We start from the raw sequence: 20253 nt of genomic DNA, 5'->3' as shown, positions 1-20253 counted from the left end.
CAGACAAGCCTGAAACAGGAAACCGTATGAGCCTGTCACTGTTAAGCCGCTATGCGTTTTTTGCCTTCTGCGTAATCTTCACTCTCGCCAGCCTGCCGTTTATGCACTACGAGTGGTTATGGCCCTTCACCACTGTGACACTGATCTTGAGTGTACTGGGCATTTTCGACCTGCTGCAAAGCCCCCATGCGGTGCGCCGCAACTACCCGATCCTAGGCAATATCCGCTATCTGGTGGAGGCCATCCGCCCGGAGATCCGCCAATACCTGCTGGAGTCCGACAGCGATGCGCTGCCCTTCTCACGCGCCCAACGCTCCCTGGTCTATTCACGCGCCAAGAATGAAAGCGCCGACAAACCTTTCGGCACCCTGATTGACGTGTACCAGCCCGGCTTCGAGTTTATCGGCCACTCCATGCGTCCGGCCCCGCTCACTGACCCCGCCAGCTTCCGCATCATTGTCGGTGGCCCGCAATGCACCCAGCCGTACTCGGCCTCTATCTTCAATATTTCGGCGATGAGTTTTGGCTCATTGAGTGCCAATGCGATTCGCGCCCTGAACCAGGGCGCCAAGCTCGGTAACTTTGCCCACGATACCGGCGAAGGCAGCATCAGTTCCTATCACCGTGAAAACGGCGGCGACCTGACCTGGGAACTGGGTAGCGGCTATTTCGGCTGCCGGACCTCTGACGGTCGTTTCGACCCCGAGCGCTTTGCCGAGCAAGCACGCACGCCGCAAGTTCGAATGATCGAAATCAAGATGAGCCAGGGTGCCAAACCGGGCCATGGCGGTATTTTGCCCAAGCACAAGGTCACCCCGGAAATTGCAGAAACACGCGGTGTCCCCATGGGCGAAGACTGCGTCTCGCCGTCGCGCCACAGTGCATTTTCAACGCCACTGGAACTGATGCAATTCATCGCCCAACTGCGCGAGTTGTCCGGCGGCAAGCCTGTCGGTTTCAAGTTTTGCCTGGGCCACCCGTGGGAGTTCATGGGGATTGCCAAGGCCATGCTCGAAACGGGGATCCTCCCCGACTTTATCGTGATCGATGGCAAGGAAGGCGGCACCGGCGCAGCCCCCGTGGAGTTCACCGACCACATCGGCGCACCGATGCGCGAAGGCTTGCTGTTCGTCCACAACACCCTGGTGGGCTTGAATTTGCGAGACAAAATCAAGCTGGGGGCCAGCGGCAAGATTGTCAGCGCATTCGATATTGCCAGCGTGCTGGCCATTGGCGCCGACTGGGCGAACTCGGCCCGGGGCTTCATGTTTGCCGTCGGCTGCATTCAGTCCCAGTCCTGCCACACCAACAAGTGCCCGACCGGTGTCGCTACCCAGGACCCTTTGCGCCAGCGGGCACTGGTGGTTCCCGACAAGGCCCAGCGGGTGTTGCAGTTCCACACCAACACACTCAAGGCACTTGCCGAAATGCTCGCGGCAGCAGGCCTGGAACACCCGGCGCAACTCTCGGCCAAACACCTGGTTCGGCGCGTGACAGCCACCGAAATCAAACTCTTCTCGCAACTGCACGTATTCCTCAAACCCGGCGAGTTGCTGACCGGCGAAATCAATGGCGAGTTCTACTCGCGCATGTGGCAAATGGCCCGGGCCGACAGCTTTGAGCCCAATGAAATTGCCGTGGCCTGACAAGGAATGATCAACATGTTGAAAGTGATTGCCGAAGACTTCATCAAACCCGCACACCTTGAAACGGTGCGCCCGTGGTACGCCGAACTGGTGGAAAAAACCCGCCTGGAGCCAGACTGCATCGCTTACGACCTGTATGTGGATCACCTGGACCCGGGGCATTTCATTTTTGTCGAGCAATGGCCCGATCAGGCCGCTCTGGATGCTCACTGTCAAAGTGAGCATTTCAGGCGGTTGGTACCGCAGATCAACGCCTGTCAGGCACGGGAATGTACGTTTATGTTTATGAGTGCTTTTTGACGACACACTTTGCTGCCAGGAACCTGCAGCCCTTGTGACATTCTGCAATATCCAACCTTTGCAATTAGCCTCCAATACCCGCACCCTGCGCGCCGCCGATGTACGGCGCGCATCATCTGTTACGCGCGCCGGTCTTAATTAAACCTTTCGTTTGAGTACTCACCGTGACGATTAACGGACGCGACCACCGCATCGATTTCTTTCGCGGGCTGGCGCTGATCTTTATCTTCTGGGATCACATCCCGCATAACCCGCTGGCTGAACTGACCGTGCGTAATTTCGGCTTCAGTGATGCCGCGGAAATCTTTGTATTTCTCGCCGGTTATGCCGCGGTACTGGCCTACGGAAAAATCGCACAGCGCGATGGTCTGCTGATCGCCGGGGTAAAAATCTTGCGCCGCGCCTGGGTACTGTATGTAGTACACATCTTCTTGCTCGCAGTGCTGATGGGTATCGTGTTCTTTGCCAACAGTCATGTAGAGACCCGGGATCTGGTGCAAGAGATGGGCTTGCAGTACTTCTTGAGCAACCCGCAACAAGCGTTGACCGATGAGCTGCTCCTGCGCTTCAAACCCAACCTGATGGACCCGCTGCCACTGTATATCGTGCTGTTGCTCGGGTTGCCGCTGGTGCTGCCGTTGTTGCTGCGCAAAGCCCGCTACGTCGTTGCCCTGTCTTTCGCGCTTTACCTGATGGCACCGGTGTGGAACTTCGCCGCTCAAGAAGGCGGGGTGTGGTTCTTCAACCCGATGGCCTGGCAGTTCCTGTTTGTTCTGGGGGGCGCAGCTGCACTTCACGGCCAGCAAATCAAAGCGCCTGAAACCCGGCCACTGTGGCATCAAACGCTGTTCATATCGGCTGTGGTGTACCTGTTGCTCACAGGTCTGCTGGCGTTGTCATGGAAGTGGCCTCAGTTGCACGACGCCGTCATGCCGCTATGGCTGGGGGAATACCTGTACCCGATCAGCAAAACCAATCTCTCGCCGGTGCGCTTGCTGCACTTTCTGGCGTTAGCGTATGTGGTTGCCAAATGTGTGCCCCACAGTGCCTGGCTGAACAACTGGTTCGCCCGTCAAACCTGCCGCATGGGCCGATATTCTCTTGAAGTGTTTTGTCTGGGTGTGATTCTGGCGCCATTGGCCGACATGCTGAATGCACTGGGTGGTGACCGGGTCGTCATGCAGGTTTTCAGCGCACTGATGGGCGCAGGAATCATGGCCGTGCTGGCCGCATGGCTGGACTGGAACAAGCGCCTGGCCCAACCGGCCAGGTAAGCAGCACTGCGGGAGCTGGCTTGCCGGCGATGCAGACACTTCGGTTCAACGGATTGACCGGGGTGTTGCCTCGCGAGGCAAGCTCGCTCCTACAGACCTGTGGGAGCGAGGCAGTTTAACTACGGACCGCTGCCGATGTTGCTTGAGTCGGCTTCAGCTTGAACACGTAAAACAGCACCGTCAGCAGAATCAGGAACGCCGGGCCTACGAACAGGGCGATCCGGGTTTCCTCGAAGTAGGCCATCAGCCCTACAACCATCAGCAAGAAGCCCAAAGCGGCGTATGAACTGTATGGATACAGCCACATGCGGTACTTCAGGCCAGCAGCCTCCTCCGGGCTCAGGCTTTTGCGAAAGCGCAGTTGAGCCAGCAGGATCATCAGCCAGGTCCAGATCGCACCGAAGGTCGCAATCGCAGTCACCCATACGAACACTTGGCCCGGTGCCAGGTAGTTAAGCAATACACCTACCAGCAATACGGCAATCGACAGCAGCAAAGCTTGACGCGGCACACCATTTTTCGAGGTAGTGCCAAAGTTGGCCGGGGCCTGACCGTTTTGCGCGAGGCTGTAGAGCATGCGACCCGTGCTGAAAATCCCGCCGTTGCAGGATGACAGTGCGGCGGTAATCACCACAAAGTTGATGATGCCGGCAGCTGTCTTGATGCCCAGGCGCTCGAACGTCATGACAAACGGGCTGCCCGAGGTTCCGATTTCGTTCCACGGGTAGATCGACAGAATTACAAACAGCGCGCCGACGTAGAACAGCAGGATGCGCCAGAATACCGAGCCAATCGCGCTGGGGATGGTCTTTTGCGGGTTCTTGGCTTCGCCGGCGGTAAGGCCGATCATTTCGACGCCGAGGTAGGCGAACATCACCATTTGCAGGGACATCAGCACGCCCTGAATACCATTGGGCAAGAAGCCGCCATGGGTCCAGAGGTTGGAAATACCCAGCGCGACGCCATCATTGCCGAAGCCGAACGCGATAATGCCGATCCCGCCGATAACCATCGCAATGATGGTGACAATTTTGATCAGGGCGAACCAGAACTCAAACTCACCGAAAGCCTTGACCGCGATCAGGTTGATCGAGCCCATGCTGATCAGTGCCGCCAGCGCCCAGATCCAGCGCGGCACATCGGGAAACCAGACCCCCATGTACACCGCAACCGCAGTGATTTCTGCAACGCAGGTCACCAGCCACAGGAACCAGTAGTTCCAGCCAGTCAGAAATCCGGCCAATGGGCCCAGGTAATCCTGGGCGTAGCGGCTGAACGAGCCGGCTACCGGGTTGTGCACGGCCATTTCGCCCAGTGCGCGCATGATCACCAGAATGGCCAGGCCACCGATGATGTAGGACAGCATGATGGCCGGACCGGCCATTTCGATTGCTTTGGCCGAGCCCAGAAACAGGCCGACACCGATGCAGGCACCGAGTGCCATCAAGCGAATGTGGCGTTCGCCCAGTTCGCGTTTGAGCGGACCGCCCTGTACGGTTTCACCGTGGGGCTGGTGGTTGCCGACTGGCATAAATGTACAACCTCGTCTTGTTATTGGATGTGCATCAATTGAGCGCTCGATCAAGCCGGGTACCTAACCAGACTTGCCTCTTGATCGGCCCTGACCTTGTAGGTCGATAGACCAAAAGGGAAATGCCCTATTGAGATCGGCGGCGAGTATTGCACAGGGTTGGTACACAGTCATGCCCCGCCCAAAGACGTATTTACCTGGCGGAACGCTCTATTCCTACGCTTTGGGACTAATACCACTTAGCAATCGGGTGCCCGCACCCGTCGGGAAAATCTGTTCGTGTCGTTCTGCACAAATTTTTTCGCCTGCTTGCGCCAGCGACTACGCTTCATTAAAGCGCAGCCAATATGCGTAGGTGGATCTGTTAACTATGGGCGTACTGTGGAATTCCAATTCAAATAAAACTGCAGAGCCATCAGTAACAATGGCGGATCCTGTGCCCCCGCCAAAAAAGGGTAAATCGCGGCGTTATGGTTGGGGATTGTTCTGGCTGCTGGTGTTAATTGCACTGGTCGTCCTCGGGTTTGCCATCGTCAACGAAGTGCGCACCTCCAAACTCCAGGCCAGGGAGTTCAGCCGTTTTGCTGCCGCCCTGAGCTACTCCATGCATGATGGCCCCAGCGACGCAATGCGCTATCCCGGCGCCGGCCCTTTCGACCAGCGACTGGGCTACAGCTCCCTGGGTGATTTCCTGCCGCGTCTCTTAAAGCGTGACTACATCATCGCTCAGCAAACCCGCTTCTCCCCTGAGCTAATGAGCTACAGCCAAAAAGGATTTTTCGTACCTTATTCGGAAAAAATCCAGGCAGGCCTTTCCATCACCGACTGTGCGGGCAGCCCGCTGTATCAATTCAACTACCCGCAGCAGCTGTACTCCAGCTTTGCCAGTATTCCGCCGCTGGTGGTTCACAGCTTGCTGTTCATTGAAAACCGCGACCTGCTGGACCCCAAAGAGCCGCTTACCAACCCCGCGGTCGACTGGCCTCGCTTTGCCATGGCCGCCTACTCCCAGGTGGCCAAGCTGCTGCACTTGCCCGGCCAGTCCGCAGGGGGCAGCACCCTGGCCACCCAACTCGAGAAGTACCGCCACTCTCCGGATGGCCTGACCGTCTCCGGTGGCGAAAAGCTCAGGCAAATGATTTCAGCGAGTGTGCGGGCGTACCAGAGCGGTCCGCAAACCCTGGAAGCACGGCAAAAAGTAGTACGCGACTACCTCAACAGCGTGCCGCTGTCAGCCGTACCCGGCCATGGCGAAGTGCATGGCATGGCTGAGGGTTTGCGTGTGTGGTACGGCGCCGATTTCAATCAGGTCAATCAGCAGTTGGCCAGCACCGCCACTGACCCGAAAAGCCTGGCCGGCAAAGGCCTGGCCCTGCGCGAGGTGTTGTCACTGATGATTGCCCAGCGTCGCCCTTCACATTATTTGACCAAGGGCCACGACGAACTGGCGCAACTGACCGACAGCCACATACGCTTACTCGCACAGAATAATGTGATCGATCCCGCACTGACCGACGCCGCCCTGGCCAGCCGTGTCACCTATCGCGACTGGCAACAGGCTCCGACGATTCAACCCATCGAAACCAACAAGGGCATCAGCCTTGCCCGCAGCCGGCTTTCGGTTCTGCTCAAACGCCCGCTGTATGACCTCGACCGTCTTGATCTGTCAGCCACCAGCACCCTGCAGGGCGACTTGCAGCAGCAAGCCAGCGACTATCTGCGCAAACTGGCTGACCCTGTCGTTGCCGGCAAGCTCGGCCTGTTGGGCCCAAGCTTACTGACGCCTGCCAGTACGGCTCAGGTGCGCTACAGCTTCACCCTGTTTGAACTGACTCCCGACGGCGCGCGCGCGCGAGTTCAGACCGACAGCACCGACCAACCGTTTGATATCAATGAAGGCAGCAAGCTGGAACTGGGCTCAACGGCAAAACTGCGGGTCATGACCACCTACCTGCAGATCATTTCCGAGTTGCATGACCGCTATGGCAGCCAGCCAAGCGCCAATCTGAAAAAAATCCAGATTACCGACCAGGATCCGCTGACTCGCTGGGCCCTGACTTACATGATCCAGAACCCCGGCGCCAGCCTCGCCAAAATGCTCGATGCGGCTCTGGATCGCCAATACTCAGCCAATCCGGGGGAAGGCTTCTTCACTGGCGGCGGCATGCATCACTTCCACAACTTCCGCAATCAGGACAACAACCGAAGCCCCTCCCTGCGCGACGCAATACGGGAATCGATCAACCTGCCGTTCGTGCGTCTTATGCGCGACGTGGTGCGCTACACCTCTTATCAGGCACCCAGCAATAATGCTGAATTGCTGCGCGACGACCAGAACCCGCGCCGTCAGGAATACCTGAGCCGCTTCGCCGACCGCGAAGGGACGACCTACATGCTCAAGTTCTGGAAAAAATACAAAGGCAAGGATTCCAAGGCGCGACTGGAGACCTTTCTCGACAGCATGCACCCGACCGCCATTCGCATGTCCGCGGTACACCGCTATCTGTTCCCGCGCGCCGATCAAACCACCTTCAACAGGTTCGTACGCTCGCACCTGAGCAGCGACAAAATCACTGACGAACGTCTGGCCAAGCTTTACCAAAGCTACGGTCCGGGCACTTACGACCTGCCGGACCAGGGCTACATTGCCAAAGTCCATCCGCTGGACCTGTGGCTGCTGGGCTATCTGCTGAATAACCCGCAAGCCACCTTCCAGCAAGCGGTTACCGCCAGTGAGTTCGAGCGCCAGGAAGTTTACAGCTGGCTGTTTAAAAGTAAGCACAGAAGCGCCCGTGACAGCCGGATTCGCACCATGCTGGAGATCGAAGCCTTCCTTGATATTCATCAGCGCTGGCAACAGGTGGGCTATCCGTTCGACCACCTGGTACCGTCCCTCGCCACGGCGCTTGGCAGCTCCGGGGACCGCCCGGCTGCACTCTCTGAACTGATGGGCATCATCCTTAACGATGGCGTCCGTTTGCCGGTGTTGCGTATTGATACCCTGCATTTCGCTGCAGATACGCCGTACGAGACACGCTTGATAAACGACCCCGACAAAGGGGTGCGGGTCATGCCCAGCGAAGTCGCGACCGCAATGCGCGATGCCCTGTCGCAAGTGGTCGACGCGGGAACAGCGCGGCGAGTATCGGGCAGTTTCAAAGTGGACGATGGCACCCCGCTGGCCATGGGAGGCAAAACCGGCACCGGCGACAACCGGATCGAAAGCATGGGCGCCGGCGGCCGAATCCTCAGTTCAAAATCGATCAACCGCACCGCCACTTTTGTGTTCTACATCGGCGATCACCACTTCGGCACGTTGACAGCCTTCGTACCCGGGCGCTCGGCCGAAGCCTTCAAGTTCACCTCGGCGTTACCGGTGCAAGTGCTCAAGGGCATGGCCCCCATTCTCACGCCCTATCTGCAACCCGGCACCCAAACCCTGTGCCAGATCCCGAAACCCGTACAAACCCTCTGAACCGGCTCCCCTGCTTACCCTGCTTACCCTGCTTACCCTGCTTACCCTGCTTACCCTGTAGGAGCGAGCTTGCTCGCGAGCTCTTCTGCAAGATCGAGCAGAGCTCGCGAGCAAGCTCGCTCCTACAGTTTGTCAGCAGTTCAGCGGCGGGTTTGTAGGCAGTTCATCGGTAGGTTGTTGACAGGATTCCAGTTGAGAATAATTACCGTTCGTCTACTGCACTTGCGCACTTCTTAAGATATATCTTAAGTTGTATCTAACTTGCAGAGAGGACTAAGAGAAATGAGAGAACATCATCCCCATCACCGCGACCATGGCGCGGGCCAGGACGGTTTCGAGAAACGCTCCGGCCGCGAGCGCGGCGGGCGCGGACCACGGGTATTTGCACCCGGCGATCTGAAATTGCTGCTGCTGGCTCTGGTCGCTGAACAGCCTTGCCACGGCTACGACCTGATCCGCCAGATCGAGACCATGTTCGACGGCGCCTACAGCCCCAGCCCCGGCGTGATCTACCCCACGCTGACCTTCCTTGAAGAAAGTGAAATGATTCAGGGCGACGCTGAAGGCGGGAAAAAACGCTATTGCGTGACCGACCTGGGCCGCCAGTCCCTGAGCGATCAAGCCATCGCCCTGGATGGCGTGCGTATGCGCATCGATGTCAGCAAGCGCTCACTGCGCGGCCATGATCGCCCGGCAGAAATTCACGAAGCGGTGCACAACTTGCGCCATGCCTTGCAAATGCACCACGGCCGCTGGAGCCCGGCGGAAATAGTGCGGGTCCGCGATTTGCTCAATAACACCGCCAAAGCCATCGTCGATGGCCCTGTCACTTCGCAGGAGCACGCTGAATGAATGCCACTGATACCCAGACCATTCACCGGGTCACGCATGAAATCAAACGCCGCAAACTGGACGTGCTACGCGTAGTCGATCTGACTCCGCGCATGCGCCGCATCACTGTTGGCGGTGCGCAACTGGCAGGCTTTATCAGTCTGGGCAGCGATGACCACGTCAAACTGTTTTTCCCGCAGACAGCCGAAGAACTGGCGACTCTGGAAAATCTGGAGCTGAGTGCAGGCATGAAGAGCAAGACCATGCCCCCGATGCGCGACTACACCCCGCGTCGCTATGACCTGGACACACTTGAGCTGGACATCGATTTTGTCTTGCACGGCGACGGCCCGGCAGCCACATGGGCGGCTCAGGCCAGGCCGGGGCAATGGTTGTATATCGGCGGCCCGCGGGGTTCGATGGTGGTGCCGGACATGTTCGACAGCTACCTGCTGATCGGCGACGAAACGGCACTGCCTGCGATTGCCAGGCGCCTGGAAGAACTGCCCGCCAATCGCCGCGCCCTGGTGGTGGTCGAAGTGGAAAATGCCGCTGAAGAGCAAACCTTGAACAGCGCAGCCTCAGTCGACGTGATTTGGGTTCATCGCGACGGCTCAAACAATTTGCTGGAGATCGTCCAAGGACTAAGCATTCCCCAGGGCAAGCTCTATGCCTGGGTCGCCACCGAAACGGCGTTATCGCGCAAAGTCCGCAGAGTGTTGCTCGATACCCACGGTCTAAATGAAGAATTCGTCAAAGCTGCAGGTTACTGGCGGCTGGACAGCAGCACCGAAGACTAAACCCGCACACACCTGACCTGCAGGAGCGGGCTTGCTCGCGAGCTGTTAGCGTTTCAAAGAGCTCGCTCCTACAGCAACAGGTTTGTTCGACCTCGCCAGCGATCCAGCCCGACCACAACCAGCGCTACCAGCACAAACCCCGCCAAAATCCCGCACGCATTTACGAACACCTGTGCATAACCGAGTTTTTCAACATCGACGAACGGATACGGATACGCACCCAGCAGGTGCCCGCGTAGCAGGATGTAAGCGAAATACAGCACCGGATACAAAACCCATAACCCGATGTGGCGCAGGCGCAGCGTGCCTTTAGGCACGTAAAACCACCAGTACAACGCGAACAGCGCAGGCATCACATCGTGCAGCAGTTCATTGGCCAGCCACTGCAGTCCCTGCGGTTGCCACAGCTGGCGCAGTAACAGGCTATACGCCACGCCCACCACAATAATGCTCACGGCAATGCCGCTGCTGACCCATGGCAGCAGGAAATACGCCTTGCCTGTGGAATTGCGCGTGCCCGCTGCAAAGGTCAGAACTGACGCGGCCAGCGTGTTGCTGAGGACGGTAAAAAAGCTGAAGTAGGTCACCAGAGCGCCCACCACACTCGCCCCCGACGTCCAGCGCGCAAACAGCAGCAGTTCGAGCTGAATGGCCAGCCCTGCCCATCCCAGTATCGCGACCAGCGCGCACAGCGTGCGCTGGCGGGCAGCACTCAATCTCAACGTGGCTTCTTTCATGCGCCAATCAAAGTTCGCGCTTGGTACGGGCGTATTTCACATACAGCTTCTCGACCTTTTCACGCGCCCAAGGTGTTTTACGCAGGAACGTCAGGCTCGACTTGATGCTCGGGTCGCTCTTGAAACAGCGAATATCGATGCGCTCGGCCAGCCCTTCCCATTCGTAGTGCGCCACCAGCGCAGTGAGGATCTGTTCCAGCGTCACGCCGTGCAGTGGGTTGTTGTTGGGTTCAGTCATGCCGAGCCTTTAAGCAATAGAGGAAAGTCGCGCACCTTATCCGAGCACTTGCTCAGGGGGAAGTGCATTCGGCGGGGCACCACTTTAGCGCTTACCTGACACCGAAATGAAAGTACCGCTTGGAGAGCCTGAATGAGATGTTATATTGTAACTGTAACTTTCGAATCAAAGAGCGTTCAACGCGCCTTTCTCCCCTCTCGTTGCCAAGGAACCTGCAATGTCCTCCCCTGCTTTCCCACGTCACCTGCGACGTCTGCGCCTGACGCCGCTGGCTACCGCCCTGCTCATCGCCTCCCCGGCCTATGCCCTCGAACTGCAACCGCAAGTGATTACCGGCAATCCTCTGGGCAGCAGCCAACTGGCCTCGCCGACCACGGTGCTGGAGGGCGACGACTTGACCCTGCAACAACAAGGAAGTCTGGGAGAAACCCTGAACAAGCAACCCGGTGTGTCTTCGTCCTACTTCGGCCCGGGTGCCAGCCGACCGATCATTCGCGGACTGGATGGCGACCGGATCCGCATCCTGCGCAACGGAGTCGGGGCGCTGGATGCCTCGTCGTTGTCATACGATCACGCGGTGCCACTGGACCCGGTCAACGTTGAGCGTATCGAAATCGTCCGCGGTCCGGCGGCCCTGTTATATGGCGGCAATGCCATCGGCGGCGTGGTCAATACCTTCGACAATCGCATCCCGACCGAAGCCATCGACGGGATTCATGGCGCCGGTGAACTGCGTTATGGCGGCGCCGCGACCACCCGCAGCAGTGCCGGCAAACTGGAAGCGGGCGACGGCACTTTCGCCTTGCACCTGGATGCCAACGCCCGCGAGTTCAACGACCTGAAAATCCCGGGCGAGGCCCGCAGCCGTCACGCACCGCAAAGTGACGACGACGATAATAAAAAGGGCCGCCTGGGTAACAGTAACGGGCGTCAGGATGGCGGCGCCGTGGGCGGCTCGTACACCTGGGATGACGGTTACGCGGGGCTGTCCTACAGCACTTACGACGCCAATTACGGCTCGCCTGCCGAGCAGGACGTACGCATCCGCATGAAGCAGGATCATTACGCCTTCGCCTCGGAAATACGTAACCTGCAAGGTCCGTTCAGCTCCGTGAAATTGAACGCCGGGTACACCGACTACGAGCACCGCGAGATCGAGGGTGGCGAAGTGGGTACCACCTTCAAGAACAAGGGTTACGAAGCCCGGGTCGAAGCACGTCACCTGCCGCTCGGGCCGTTGAACGGGGTAGTCGGCGCTCAGGTCAACCGCAGCGAGTTCTCGGCGCTGGGCGATGAAGCTTTCGTGCCCCAGACCGACACCAACAGCGGCGCGCTGTTTATTCTCGAAGAGCTGCAGGCTACTGACAGGCTGAAACTCAGCCTCGGCGGGCGACTGGAACATACCGTGGTCGATCCGGATGCCAAGGGTAACGAGCGTTTTTCTGCCGCCGACAGCTCCAAAAGCTTCACCGCCACCAGCCTGTCGTCAGGCGCCGTGTTTACCCTCACGCCCATCTGGTCGCTGGCCACCACCCTCGGCTACACCGAGCGGGCCCCAACCTTCTATGAGCTTTACGCCAATGGCGCTCACGTCGCTACCGGCACTTATGAGGTGGGCAGCGCCAACCTGTCGAAAGAGAAAGCCGTGTCCAGCGACCTGGCCCTGCGCTTTGACAATGGCACCCACAAAGGCAGCCTCGGGGTGTTTTACAGCCACTTTTCCAACTACATCGGCTTGTTGGGCACAGGACGTACCCTGAACGACGAAGGTCAGCCCGATGCGCACGGCATTCCGGAGTACACCTACTCCGGGGTACGGGCACGTTTCACTGGCTTTGAGGCCAAGGATCACTGGACGCTAGGGGAAAGTGCCTACGGTAAGTTCGCTCTGGAACTGTCGGGCGACTACACCCGCGCCACCAACCTCGACACAGGTGAAGCCCTGCCGCGAATCGCACCGCTGCGCCTGGGCAGCGGCCTGCTGTGGGAGCTGGATCGCTGGCAGGCCCGGGTGGACATCGAGCATGCCAGCGACCAGGGCCGGGTTCCGGCCAATGAGTCCGGTACCGACGGCTACACCACTCTGGGCGCCAGTGCCGGCTATCACTTTGATGTGGGCCGCAGCCAATGGCTGGCGTTCGTCAAAGGCGACAACCTGACCAACCAGACCGTGCGCTATGCCAGCTCGATTTTGCGAGACATTGCCCCCGCCCCGGGCCGAGGAGTCGAGTTCGGTCTGCGAACCACCTTCTAGCGCTCTTGCCTCTGTGCACGCTCCTGTTTCCCTGCACTGCGCTTGCGCAGGGAAACAGCGTCGCCTGCATCGCTGGCATGACAAATCCCACAATTAAATATCCATTTCTGCCCCGGCACGGCACGGCCGGGGCCTCATTATTTCGACATATTTCAAAAAAATATCCGGTACGCATATACCGCTATTAGCCTCGAACATGAGGCAAAAAGCCTCTGTGTCGAACGGTCGCAGCACACTGTTACAGAATCAGAAATGATCCATGTCATTTAAAGTGCTGTTTCTAAACGTTTCATGGCCTTATCATTTCCCTATCGAGGCTGAATCGATTCATTCCGCCTTCGAATCCCCAAGTGCTAATCCTGTCACCAAAGACAGCGCTACCCACTGCCATAGCCCTATTAATAAAGACTCACATCTCGACCATGTCTACATTCCAGATTTTGCGCAAACCCGGCGCGCGACGCCCTATTGCCGGGCAAAAGGCTTTCAGCCTGCTCGGTGGCCTGACTGTTTTGGGCTTTGCCTCCTGCGTTCAGGCGGCCCCGGCTTTTGACAGTGATTCCAAATGGATGCTTGGCGATTGGGACGGCAAACGAAGCGAGCTTGAAAAACAGGGCTACGCATTCTCCCTCGATTATGTGGGCGAAGTGGGTTCAAACCTGCATGGCGGTTATGACCATGACCGCACTGCGCGCTACAGCGATCAATTCGGCCTGGGCACGCACCTGGACTTGCAGAAAATTCTGGGTTGGGAAGATGCTGAGTTTCAGCTGACCATTACCCAGCGCAGCGGCAACAACATCAGCAATGACCGGATCAACGATCCGCGCGTAGGCGGCTTCACCTCGGCCCAGGAAGTTTGGGGCCGTGGCCAGACCACACGCCTGACACAGATGTGGTACCAGCAGAAATTTTTCGATCAGAAGCTGGACATCAAGGTCGGTCGTTTCGGTCAGGGCGAAGACTTCAACACCTTCCCTTGCGACTTCCAGAACCTTGCGTTCTGCGGCTCGCAGGTCGGTAACTGGGCAGGCAGCATTTGGTACAACTGGCCCGTCAGCCAGTGGGCGCTGCGGGTCAAATACCACCTGACGCCCGAGTTGTACGCCCAGGTCGGCGCCTATGAGCAAAACCCCTCCAACCTGGATCGCGGCAACGGCTTCAAGCTCAGCGGCAGTGGTACACAAGGCGCGGTGTTGCCGATCGAACTGGTGTGGACGCCAAAAATTAATGGCCTGCCAGGGGAATATCGAGCGGGTTACTACTACAGTAATGCCAAGGCAACAAATGTTTACAAAGATACAAATGGTCAACCGGCCGCTTTAACCGGCGAAGCATATCGCAGCAGTTCAAGCAAAAACGGGATGTGGCTGGGCGTGCAACAACAGCTCACTTCCCGCGCCAGCGACCAGTCAAGGGGGTTGAGTGTTTTTGCCAATGCCACCGCTCACGACAAGAAAACCAACGCCGTGGACAACTATGTTCAGGCCGGTCTCATCTACAAAGGCGTGTTCGATGCGCGTCCCAAGGACGACATCGGTTTCGCCATGGCCCGGGTACATGTCAACCCGGCCTACCGCAAAAATGCCCAGGCCACCAACCAGGCCCGCGCTGTCTACGATTTCGATAACCCGGACTACCTGCCACCTCAGGATACCGAGTACAGCGCCGAGCTTTATTACGGCGTGCATGTCACCAATTGGCTGACCGTTCGACCGAATCTGCAGTACATCCGCCATCCCGGCGGTGTCAGCAAGCTAGATGACGCCCTGATCGGCGGCTTGAAGATTCAAAGCTCGTTCTAAATGACGAGTTGCAACGCCCGTAATTGAAAGTTGAAACAAAGAACTTATTTCAATGAATCATCCCGCCTCGAATCGTCCTTAAAAGGCAGCATGGGCGGGAACACCTCAAACGTAACGGAGAACCACACTATGAGCACTGATGGTGCTTTCAGTCGAGGCCGCCTGCTACCGAGCCTACTCGGTATCTTGCTGCTGCTAATGGGCCTGGCCATGTTGGTCGGGGGTATCAAGCTGCTGACGCTCGGCGGGTCGAGTTATTACCTGCTGGCCGGTATCGGCTTTGGCTTATCGGGCGCCTTGCTGATTGCCGGGCGCCGCGCGGCGCTGGGTCTGTACGCGCTGGTGCTGTTTGCAAGCACCGTTTGGGCGCTGATGGAAGTAGGTCTGGACTGGTGGCAGTTAGTGCCACGTCTGGCCTTGTGGTTTGCCATCGGCATCGTGCTGCTGCTGCCATGGTTCCGTCGTCCACTGCTGCGCGGCCAGCCAGCTCCGGTTGCTACCGGCGCGCTGGGCGTTGCCGTGGTGCTGGCCGGTGCGGCCGCACTGGCTAGCCAGTTCACCAGCCCGGGCGAAATCAAAGGCCAGCTGGACCGTGATGCCGTACCTGGCATGACCAACACTGCTCCGGCCATGCCTGATGGTGACTGGCAGTCCTACGGGCGTACTGCCCATGGCGACCGCTACTCGCCGCTTAAAGAAATCACCCCGCAAAATGTCCACAAGCTGGTTCCAGCCTGGACATACCGCACCGGTGACATTCCTGGCGCTGGCGATCCGGGCGAAACGACTGCCGAGAACACCCCGCTGAAAGTCAACGGCATGGTGTACGTGTGTACCCCACACAGCCAGGTGATTGCCCTTGACCCGGATACCGGCAAGGAAATCTGGCGCTTCGATCCGAAGATCAGCACCATGAACGAAGCCAACTTCAAGGGTTGGGCGCACATGACTTGCCGTGGCGTGAGCTATCACGACGAAGCGGCCTACACCAAAACCAGCACTGAACAAAGCCCTGCCGAGCCTGCGGCCGCTACTGCCAGCAACTCGTGCCCGCGCCGCCTGTTCGTGCCGACTGCCGACACCCGTCTGATCGCCATCAATGCCGACACCGGTAAAATGTGTGAAGACTTCGGTGACCACGGCCAGGTTGACCTGCGCCACAACATCGGTGAGTTCACTCCGGGTGGCTACTACTCCACCTCGCCACCTGCCGTGACCAAAGACCTGGTTGTGATTGGTGGTCACGTAACCGACAACCTGTCCACCAACGAGCCATCCGGCGTGATCCGCGCGTACGACGTACGTACCGGCAAACTGGTATGGAACTGGGACAGCGGCAATCCGGACGACACTACGCCGATTGCTGAAGGCAAAACCTACACTCGCAACTCGCCTAACATGTGGTCGATGTTCGCAGTGGACGAAAACCTCGGCATGCTTTACCTGCCGATGGGCAACCAGATGCCAGACCAATATGGCGGCGATCGTACAGAGGACTCCGAGAAGTACAGCGCAGGCGTGACTGCACTGGACATCAATACCGGTAAAGTTCGCTGGACCCGTCAGTTCACTCACCATGACCTGTGGGACATGGACGTTGGTGGTCAACCGACCCTGATGGACATGAAAACAGCCGATGGCGTGAAACCGGCACTGCTGGCTTCGACCAAGCAAGGCAGCATCTACGTGCTGGACCGTCGCACTGGCGAAGACATCGTTCCGATCCATGAAGTGCCAGCACCTGGCGGCGCGGTAAAAGGCGACCACACCTCGCCAACCCAGCCTCGCTCGGAATTGAACCTGAGCCCGCCGGACCTGACTGAACGCGACATGTGGGGTGTCACCCCGTTCGACCAGATGTTGTGCCGGATCAACTTCAAATCCCTGCGTTATGACGGCATGTACACCCCGCCATCGCTGCAAGGTTCGATCGTGTATCCAGGTAACTTCGGCGTGTTTGACTGGGGCGGTATCTCGGTCGATCCGGTTCGCCAGATCGCCTTCCTGAACCCAAGCTACATGGCGTTCACTTCCAAGCTGATCCCGCGTGAAGAAATTGCTGCACTGGGTCCGCGTGTCAGTGAAACCGAAGGCGTTCAACCTAACGCAGGCGCTCCTTACGGCGTGGTACTTGAACCACTGCTGTCGCCACTGGGCTTGCCTTGCCAGGCACCGGCCTGGGGTTATGTGGCTGCAGTCGACCTGACCAACAACCAACTGATCTGGAAACACAAAAACGGCACCGTGCGTGACAGCTCGCCGGTTCCACTGCCACTGCCAATGGGTGTTCCAAGCCTGGGCGGGACCTTCACCACTGCCGGTGGTGTAGCCTTCCTCAGCGGTACCCTTGACCAGTACTTGCGCGCTTACGATGTAAGCAACGGCAAGCTGCTGTGGGAAGGTCGCCTGCCTGCTGGCGGTCAAGCCACACCGATGACCTACACCGGCAAGGACGGCACCCAGTACGTGCTCGTTGTCGCTGGCGGCCACGGCTCGCTGGGCACCAAACAAGGTGACTACGTGGTAGCGTTTAAACTGGCTGAGTAACTTTACAGCCGGTTCCGAAAAAGGCGGCCATCTTGCGATGGCCGCCTTTTTTTGTGGGCGCAATCAAGCCCGGTCTGATGGCAACACCCGCTCCAGAGACTGTCGCAGGCACGAGCCTTTGACGATGAAAATCACTTCACCTTGAAACCACTGGCTGCGCGCCCCATCTAAGACACATACCCCATTGCGCAGGTGCCCCATGAGCGACCAGCAAGAATTCCCGGACAACACAGCTGAGTACACCGATGTAGAGCACACCGAGACCGCATCAACCGAACACGCAGCGGGTACTGAACTGGCTCTGCCAGGGCAGAATCTGCCGGACAAGGTGTACATCATCCCGATTCACAATCGGCCGTTCTTCCCGGCGCAAGTGCTGCCGGTCATCGTCAACGAAGAACCGTGGGCCGAAACCCTGGAGCTGGTCAGCAAGTCGCCGCATCATTCGCTGGCGCTGTTTTTTGTCGACACCCCTCCCGATGACCCTCGCCACTTCAACACCGACAGCCTCCCGGAATACGGCACGCTGGTGAAGGTGCATCACGCCAGCCGCGAAAACGGCAAATTGCAGTTTGTGGCCCAGGGCCTGACCCGCGTACGCATCAGCATGTGGCTCAAACATCACCGTCCGCCCTATCTGGTGGAGGTGGAATACCCGAAAGAAAATACCGCCCCCACCGATGAGGTGAAGGCATACGGCATGGCGCTGATCAACGCGATCAAGGAGCTGCTGCCGCTCAACCCGCTGTACAGCGAAGAGCTGAAGAACTATCTCAACCGCTTCAGCCCGAACGACCCGTCGCCGCTCACCGACTTTGCGGCGGCCCTGACCTCGGCCACCGGCAACGAGCTGCAAGAAGTGCTCGATTGCGTACCGATGCTCAAGCGCATGGAAAAAGTCCTGCCGATGCTGCGCAAGGAAGTCGAAGTCGCACGGTTGCAGAAAGAGATTTCGGCCGAGGTCAATCTCAAGATCGGCGAGCATCAGCGCGAATTCTTCCTCAAGGAACAGCTCAAGGTGATCCAGCAAGAGCTGGGGCTGACCAAAGATGATCGCAGCGCCGATATCGAGCAGTTCAAACAACGCCTTGAAGGCAAGACCCTGCCCCCTCAGGCACACAAACGCATCGACGAAGAATTGAACAAGCTGTCGATCCTCGAAACCGGATCGCCCGAGTACGCAGTAACCCGCAACTATCTGGACTGGGCGACATCGGTGCCGTGGGGCGTGTTCGGTCAGGACAAACTCGACCTCAAGCACGCGCGCAAAGTGCTGGATGCCCACCATGCCGGGCTCGATGACATTAAAAGCCGCATCCTGGAGTTCCTTGCCGTAGGCGCCTACAAAGGCTCGGTCAGCGGCTCGATCGTGTTGCTGGTCGGTCCGCCGGGGGTGGGTAAAACCAGCGTCGGCAAGTCCATTGCCGAATCTCTGGGGCGCCCTTTCTATCGCTTCAGCGTTGGCGGCATGCGCGATGAAGCCGAGATCAAAGGCCACCGCCGCACCTATATCGGTGCCCAACCGGGCAAGCTGGTGCAGGCGCTCAAAGATGTCGAAGTGATGAACCCGGTCATCATGCTCGACGAGATCGACAAAATGGGCCAGAGCTTCCAGGGCGACCCGGCCTCGGCGCTGCTCGAAACCCTGGACCCGGAACAAAACGTCGACTTCCTCGACCACTATCTGGACCTGCGCCTGGATCTGTCCAAAGTGCTGTTCGTGTGTACCGCCAACACCCTGGACTCGATCCCCGGACCCTTGCTCGACCGCATGGAAGTGATTCGCCTGTCCGGCTACATCACCGAGGAAAAGATCGCGATTGCCAAGCGTCACCTGTGGCCCAAGCAACTGGAGAAAGCCGGTGTATCAAAAAACAGCCTGAGTATCAGCGACAGCGCTCTGCGCGCCGTGATCGATGGCTACGCCCGTGAAGCCGGTGTGCGCCAACTTGAAAAACAACTGGGCAAACTGGTACGCAAAGCTGTGGTCAAGTTGCTGGACGACCCCAAAACCGTCATCAAGATCGGCCCCAAGGATCTCGAAGCATCACTGGGCATGCCGCCGTTTCGCAACGAGCAGGTCATCAGCGGTACGGGAGTCATCACTGGCCTGGCCTGGACCAGCATGGGCGGTGCGACACTGCCGATTGAGGCGACACGTATCCACACCCTCAATCGCGGCTTCAAACTGACCGGGCAACTGGGCGATGTGATGAAAGAGTCGGCCGAAATTGCCTACAGCTACATCAGCGCCAACCTCCAGCAATTTGGTGGCGACCCGCGCTTCTTCGATGAAGCCTTTGTGCACTTGCACGTACCGGAAGGTGCGACCCCCAAAGACGGTCCGAGCGCAGGCGTAACCATGGCCAGTGCCTTGTTATCGCTGGCCCGTAATCAGGCGCCGAAAAAAGGCATCGCCATGACCGGCGAGCTGACGCTGACCGGGTATGTATTACCGATTGGCGGGGTGCGTGAAAAAGTGATTGCGGCACGCAGGCAGAAGATTCACGAACTGATCCTGCCCGAACCTAACCGGGGCAACTTTGAGGAACTGCCGGACTACTTGAAAGAAGGCATCACCGTGCACTTTGCCAAACGCTTTACCGACGTGGCCAAAGTGCTGTTCTGAAACTAGGGGGAATTTGGCGGCCCTTATCGCAGCCTCGTGCCTCGTCAGCGACTACAGGATTTGCGCCTTTGTAGCAGTTGCCGAAGGCTACGTCCCTACGACGGCTGCGCCGCCGGACGCGGTCTCGTTTCACTCGCCAGCTGCTGCGGGAATCGGGTCGTTACAACCTCCGAATCCTGTGTAGTC

General features: G+C 58.4%; 13 protein-coding genes. 10 read left to right on the top strand and 3 right to left on the bottom strand.

The genetic code is table 11. The annotated features are described in order from the left end of the window. The first annotated feature begins 26 nt into the window (after positions 1–26). The 3 genes from AOC04_RS01630 (at position 27) to AOC04_RS01620 (ending at position 3220) form a co-directional block, all read left to right on the top strand. Positions 27–1646, top strand: coding sequence for an FMN-binding glutamate synthase family protein (locus tag AOC04_RS01630; RefSeq protein ID WP_060690859.1), 1620 nt, complete (start codon positions 27–29; stop codon positions 1644–1646). 15 nt (positions 1647–1661) lie between these two features. Further along, positions 1662–1946, top strand: a complete 285-nt coding sequence (locus AOC04_RS01625) for a putative quinol monooxygenase (RefSeq protein WP_060690858.1) — start codon at positions 1662–1664, stop codon at positions 1944–1946. A 164-nt stretch (positions 1947–2110) separates the two neighbouring features. Continuing rightward, positions 2111–3220: an OpgC family protein gene (locus AOC04_RS01620; protein ID WP_060690857.1), complete on the top strand. Its 1110-nt coding sequence runs from the start codon at positions 2111–2113 to the stop codon at positions 3218–3220. A 115-nt stretch (positions 3221–3335) separates the two neighbouring features. Here the strand turns inward: AOC04_RS01620 and AOC04_RS01615 are convergent, their stop codons facing one another. Then, positions 3336–4751, bottom strand: coding sequence for an amino acid permease (locus tag AOC04_RS01615; protein WP_060690856.1), 1416 nt, complete (start codon positions 4749–4751; stop codon positions 3336–3338). A 370-nt stretch (positions 4752–5121) separates the two neighbouring features. Here AOC04_RS01615 and AOC04_RS01610 point away from each other — a divergent pair, with 370 nt between their 5' ends. The 3 genes from AOC04_RS01610 (at position 5122) to AOC04_RS01600 (ending at position 9857) form a co-directional block, all read left to right on the top strand. Then, a complete protein-coding gene (locus tag AOC04_RS01610) occupies positions 5122–8226 on the top strand; it encodes a transglycosylase domain-containing protein (RefSeq protein ID WP_060690855.1) in 3105 nt (1034 codons plus the stop codon). A 282-nt stretch (positions 8227–8508) separates the two neighbouring features. Next, complete coding sequence (locus AOC04_RS01605; protein ID WP_060690854.1) at positions 8509–9078, top strand: PadR family transcriptional regulator; 570 nt, start codon at positions 8509–8511, stop codon at positions 9076–9078. Continuing rightward, a complete protein-coding gene (locus tag AOC04_RS01600; RefSeq protein ID WP_060690853.1) occupies positions 9075–9857 on the top strand; it encodes a siderophore-interacting protein in 783 nt (260 codons plus the stop codon). The genes AOC04_RS01605 and AOC04_RS01600 overlap by 4 nt, the downstream gene beginning before the upstream one ends. Before the next feature lie 68 nt (positions 9858–9925). On the opposite strand, the gene AOC04_RS01595 is transcribed toward AOC04_RS01600, so the two are convergent. Further along, complete coding sequence (locus tag AOC04_RS01595; protein ID WP_171970553.1) at positions 9926–10594, bottom strand: Pr6Pr family membrane protein; 669 nt, start codon at positions 10592–10594, stop codon at positions 9926–9928. A gap of 7 nt (positions 10595–10601) precedes the next feature. After that, positions 10602–10832 carry a VF530 family protein gene (locus tag AOC04_RS01590; protein WP_003443274.1) on the bottom strand — a complete coding sequence of 77 codons (231 nt, stop codon included), beginning with the start codon at positions 10830–10832 and terminating at the stop codon, positions 10602–10604. Positions 10833–11049: 217 nt separating this feature from the next. On the opposite strand from AOC04_RS01590, the gene AOC04_RS01585 reads away from it, so the two are divergent. The 4 genes from AOC04_RS01585 to lon all read left to right on the top strand — a co-directional run bounded on the left by AOC04_RS01585 (position 11050) and on the right by lon (position 20067). After that, positions 11050–13086, top strand: a complete 2037-nt coding sequence (locus AOC04_RS01585) for a TonB-dependent receptor (RefSeq protein ID WP_060690852.1) — start codon at positions 11050–11052, stop codon at positions 13084–13086. A gap of 422 nt (positions 13087–13508) precedes the next feature. Next, the gene (locus AOC04_RS01580; RefSeq protein ID WP_171970554.1) at positions 13509–14891 is read left to right on the top strand and encodes a carbohydrate porin; all 1383 of its coding nucleotides are present in this window, start codon (positions 13509–13511) and stop codon (positions 14889–14891) included. Positions 14892–15020: 129 nt separating this feature from the next. Next, the gene (locus tag AOC04_RS01575; protein WP_060690851.1) at positions 15021–17438 is read left to right on the top strand and encodes a glucose/quinate/shikimate family membrane-bound PQQ-dependent dehydrogenase; all 2418 of its coding nucleotides are present in this window, start codon (positions 15021–15023) and stop codon (positions 17436–17438) included. Between the two features lie 199 nt (positions 17439–17637). Continuing rightward, on the top strand, positions 17638–20067 hold the full coding sequence (gene lon / locus AOC04_RS01570; protein ID WP_060690850.1) for an endopeptidase La: 2430 nt from the start codon (positions 17638–17640) through the stop codon (positions 20065–20067). Positions 20068–20253 lie beyond the last annotated feature (186 nt).

The sequence above is a fragment of the Pseudomonas versuta genome, assembly GCF_001294575.1.
GTDB lineage: Bacteria > Pseudomonadota > Gammaproteobacteria > Pseudomonadales > Pseudomonadaceae > Aquipseudomonas > Aquipseudomonas versuta.
Note: the sequence above shows the minus strand (reverse complement) of the source record. Positions and strands in the feature narration are given on the sequence as shown.

Excerpts from the sequence above, each read along its gene's own strand:
- AOC04_RS01630 (WP_060690859.1), top strand. The coding sequence starts at position 27 with ATGAGCCTGTCACTGTTAAGCCGCTATGCGTTTTTTGCCTTCTGCGTA.
- AOC04_RS01625 (WP_060690858.1), top strand. The coding sequence starts at position 1,662 with ATGTTGAAAGTGATTGCCGAAGACTTCATCAAACCCGCACACCTTGAA.
- AOC04_RS01615 (WP_060690856.1), bottom strand. The coding sequence starts at position 4,751 with ATGCCAGTCGGCAACCACCAGCCCCACGGTGAAACCGTACAGGGCGGT.
- AOC04_RS01610 (WP_060690855.1), top strand. The coding sequence starts at position 5,122 with ATGGGCGTACTGTGGAATTCCAATTCAAATAAAACTGCAGAGCCATCA.
- AOC04_RS01605 (WP_060690854.1), top strand. The coding sequence starts at position 8,509 with ATGAGAGAACATCATCCCCATCACCGCGACCATGGCGCGGGCCAGGAC.
- AOC04_RS01600 (WP_060690853.1), top strand. The coding sequence starts at position 9,075 with ATGAATGCCACTGATACCCAGACCATTCACCGGGTCACGCATGAAATC.
- AOC04_RS01595 (WP_171970553.1), bottom strand. The coding sequence starts at position 10,594 with ATGAAAGAAGCCACGTTGAGATTGAGTGCTGCCCGCCAGCGCACGCTG.
- AOC04_RS01590 (WP_003443274.1), bottom strand. The coding sequence starts at position 10,832 with ATGACTGAACCCAACAACAACCCACTGCACGGCGTGACGCTGGAACAG.
- AOC04_RS01585 (WP_060690852.1), top strand. The coding sequence starts at position 11,050 with ATGTCCTCCCCTGCTTTCCCACGTCACCTGCGACGTCTGCGCCTGACG.
- AOC04_RS01580 (WP_171970554.1), top strand. The coding sequence starts at position 13,509 with ATGTCTACATTCCAGATTTTGCGCAAACCCGGCGCGCGACGCCCTATT.
- AOC04_RS01575 (WP_060690851.1), top strand. The coding sequence starts at position 15,021 with ATGAGCACTGATGGTGCTTTCAGTCGAGGCCGCCTGCTACCGAGCCTA.
- lon (WP_060690850.1), top strand. The coding sequence starts at position 17,638 with ATGAGCGACCAGCAAGAATTCCCGGACAACACAGCTGAGTACACCGAT.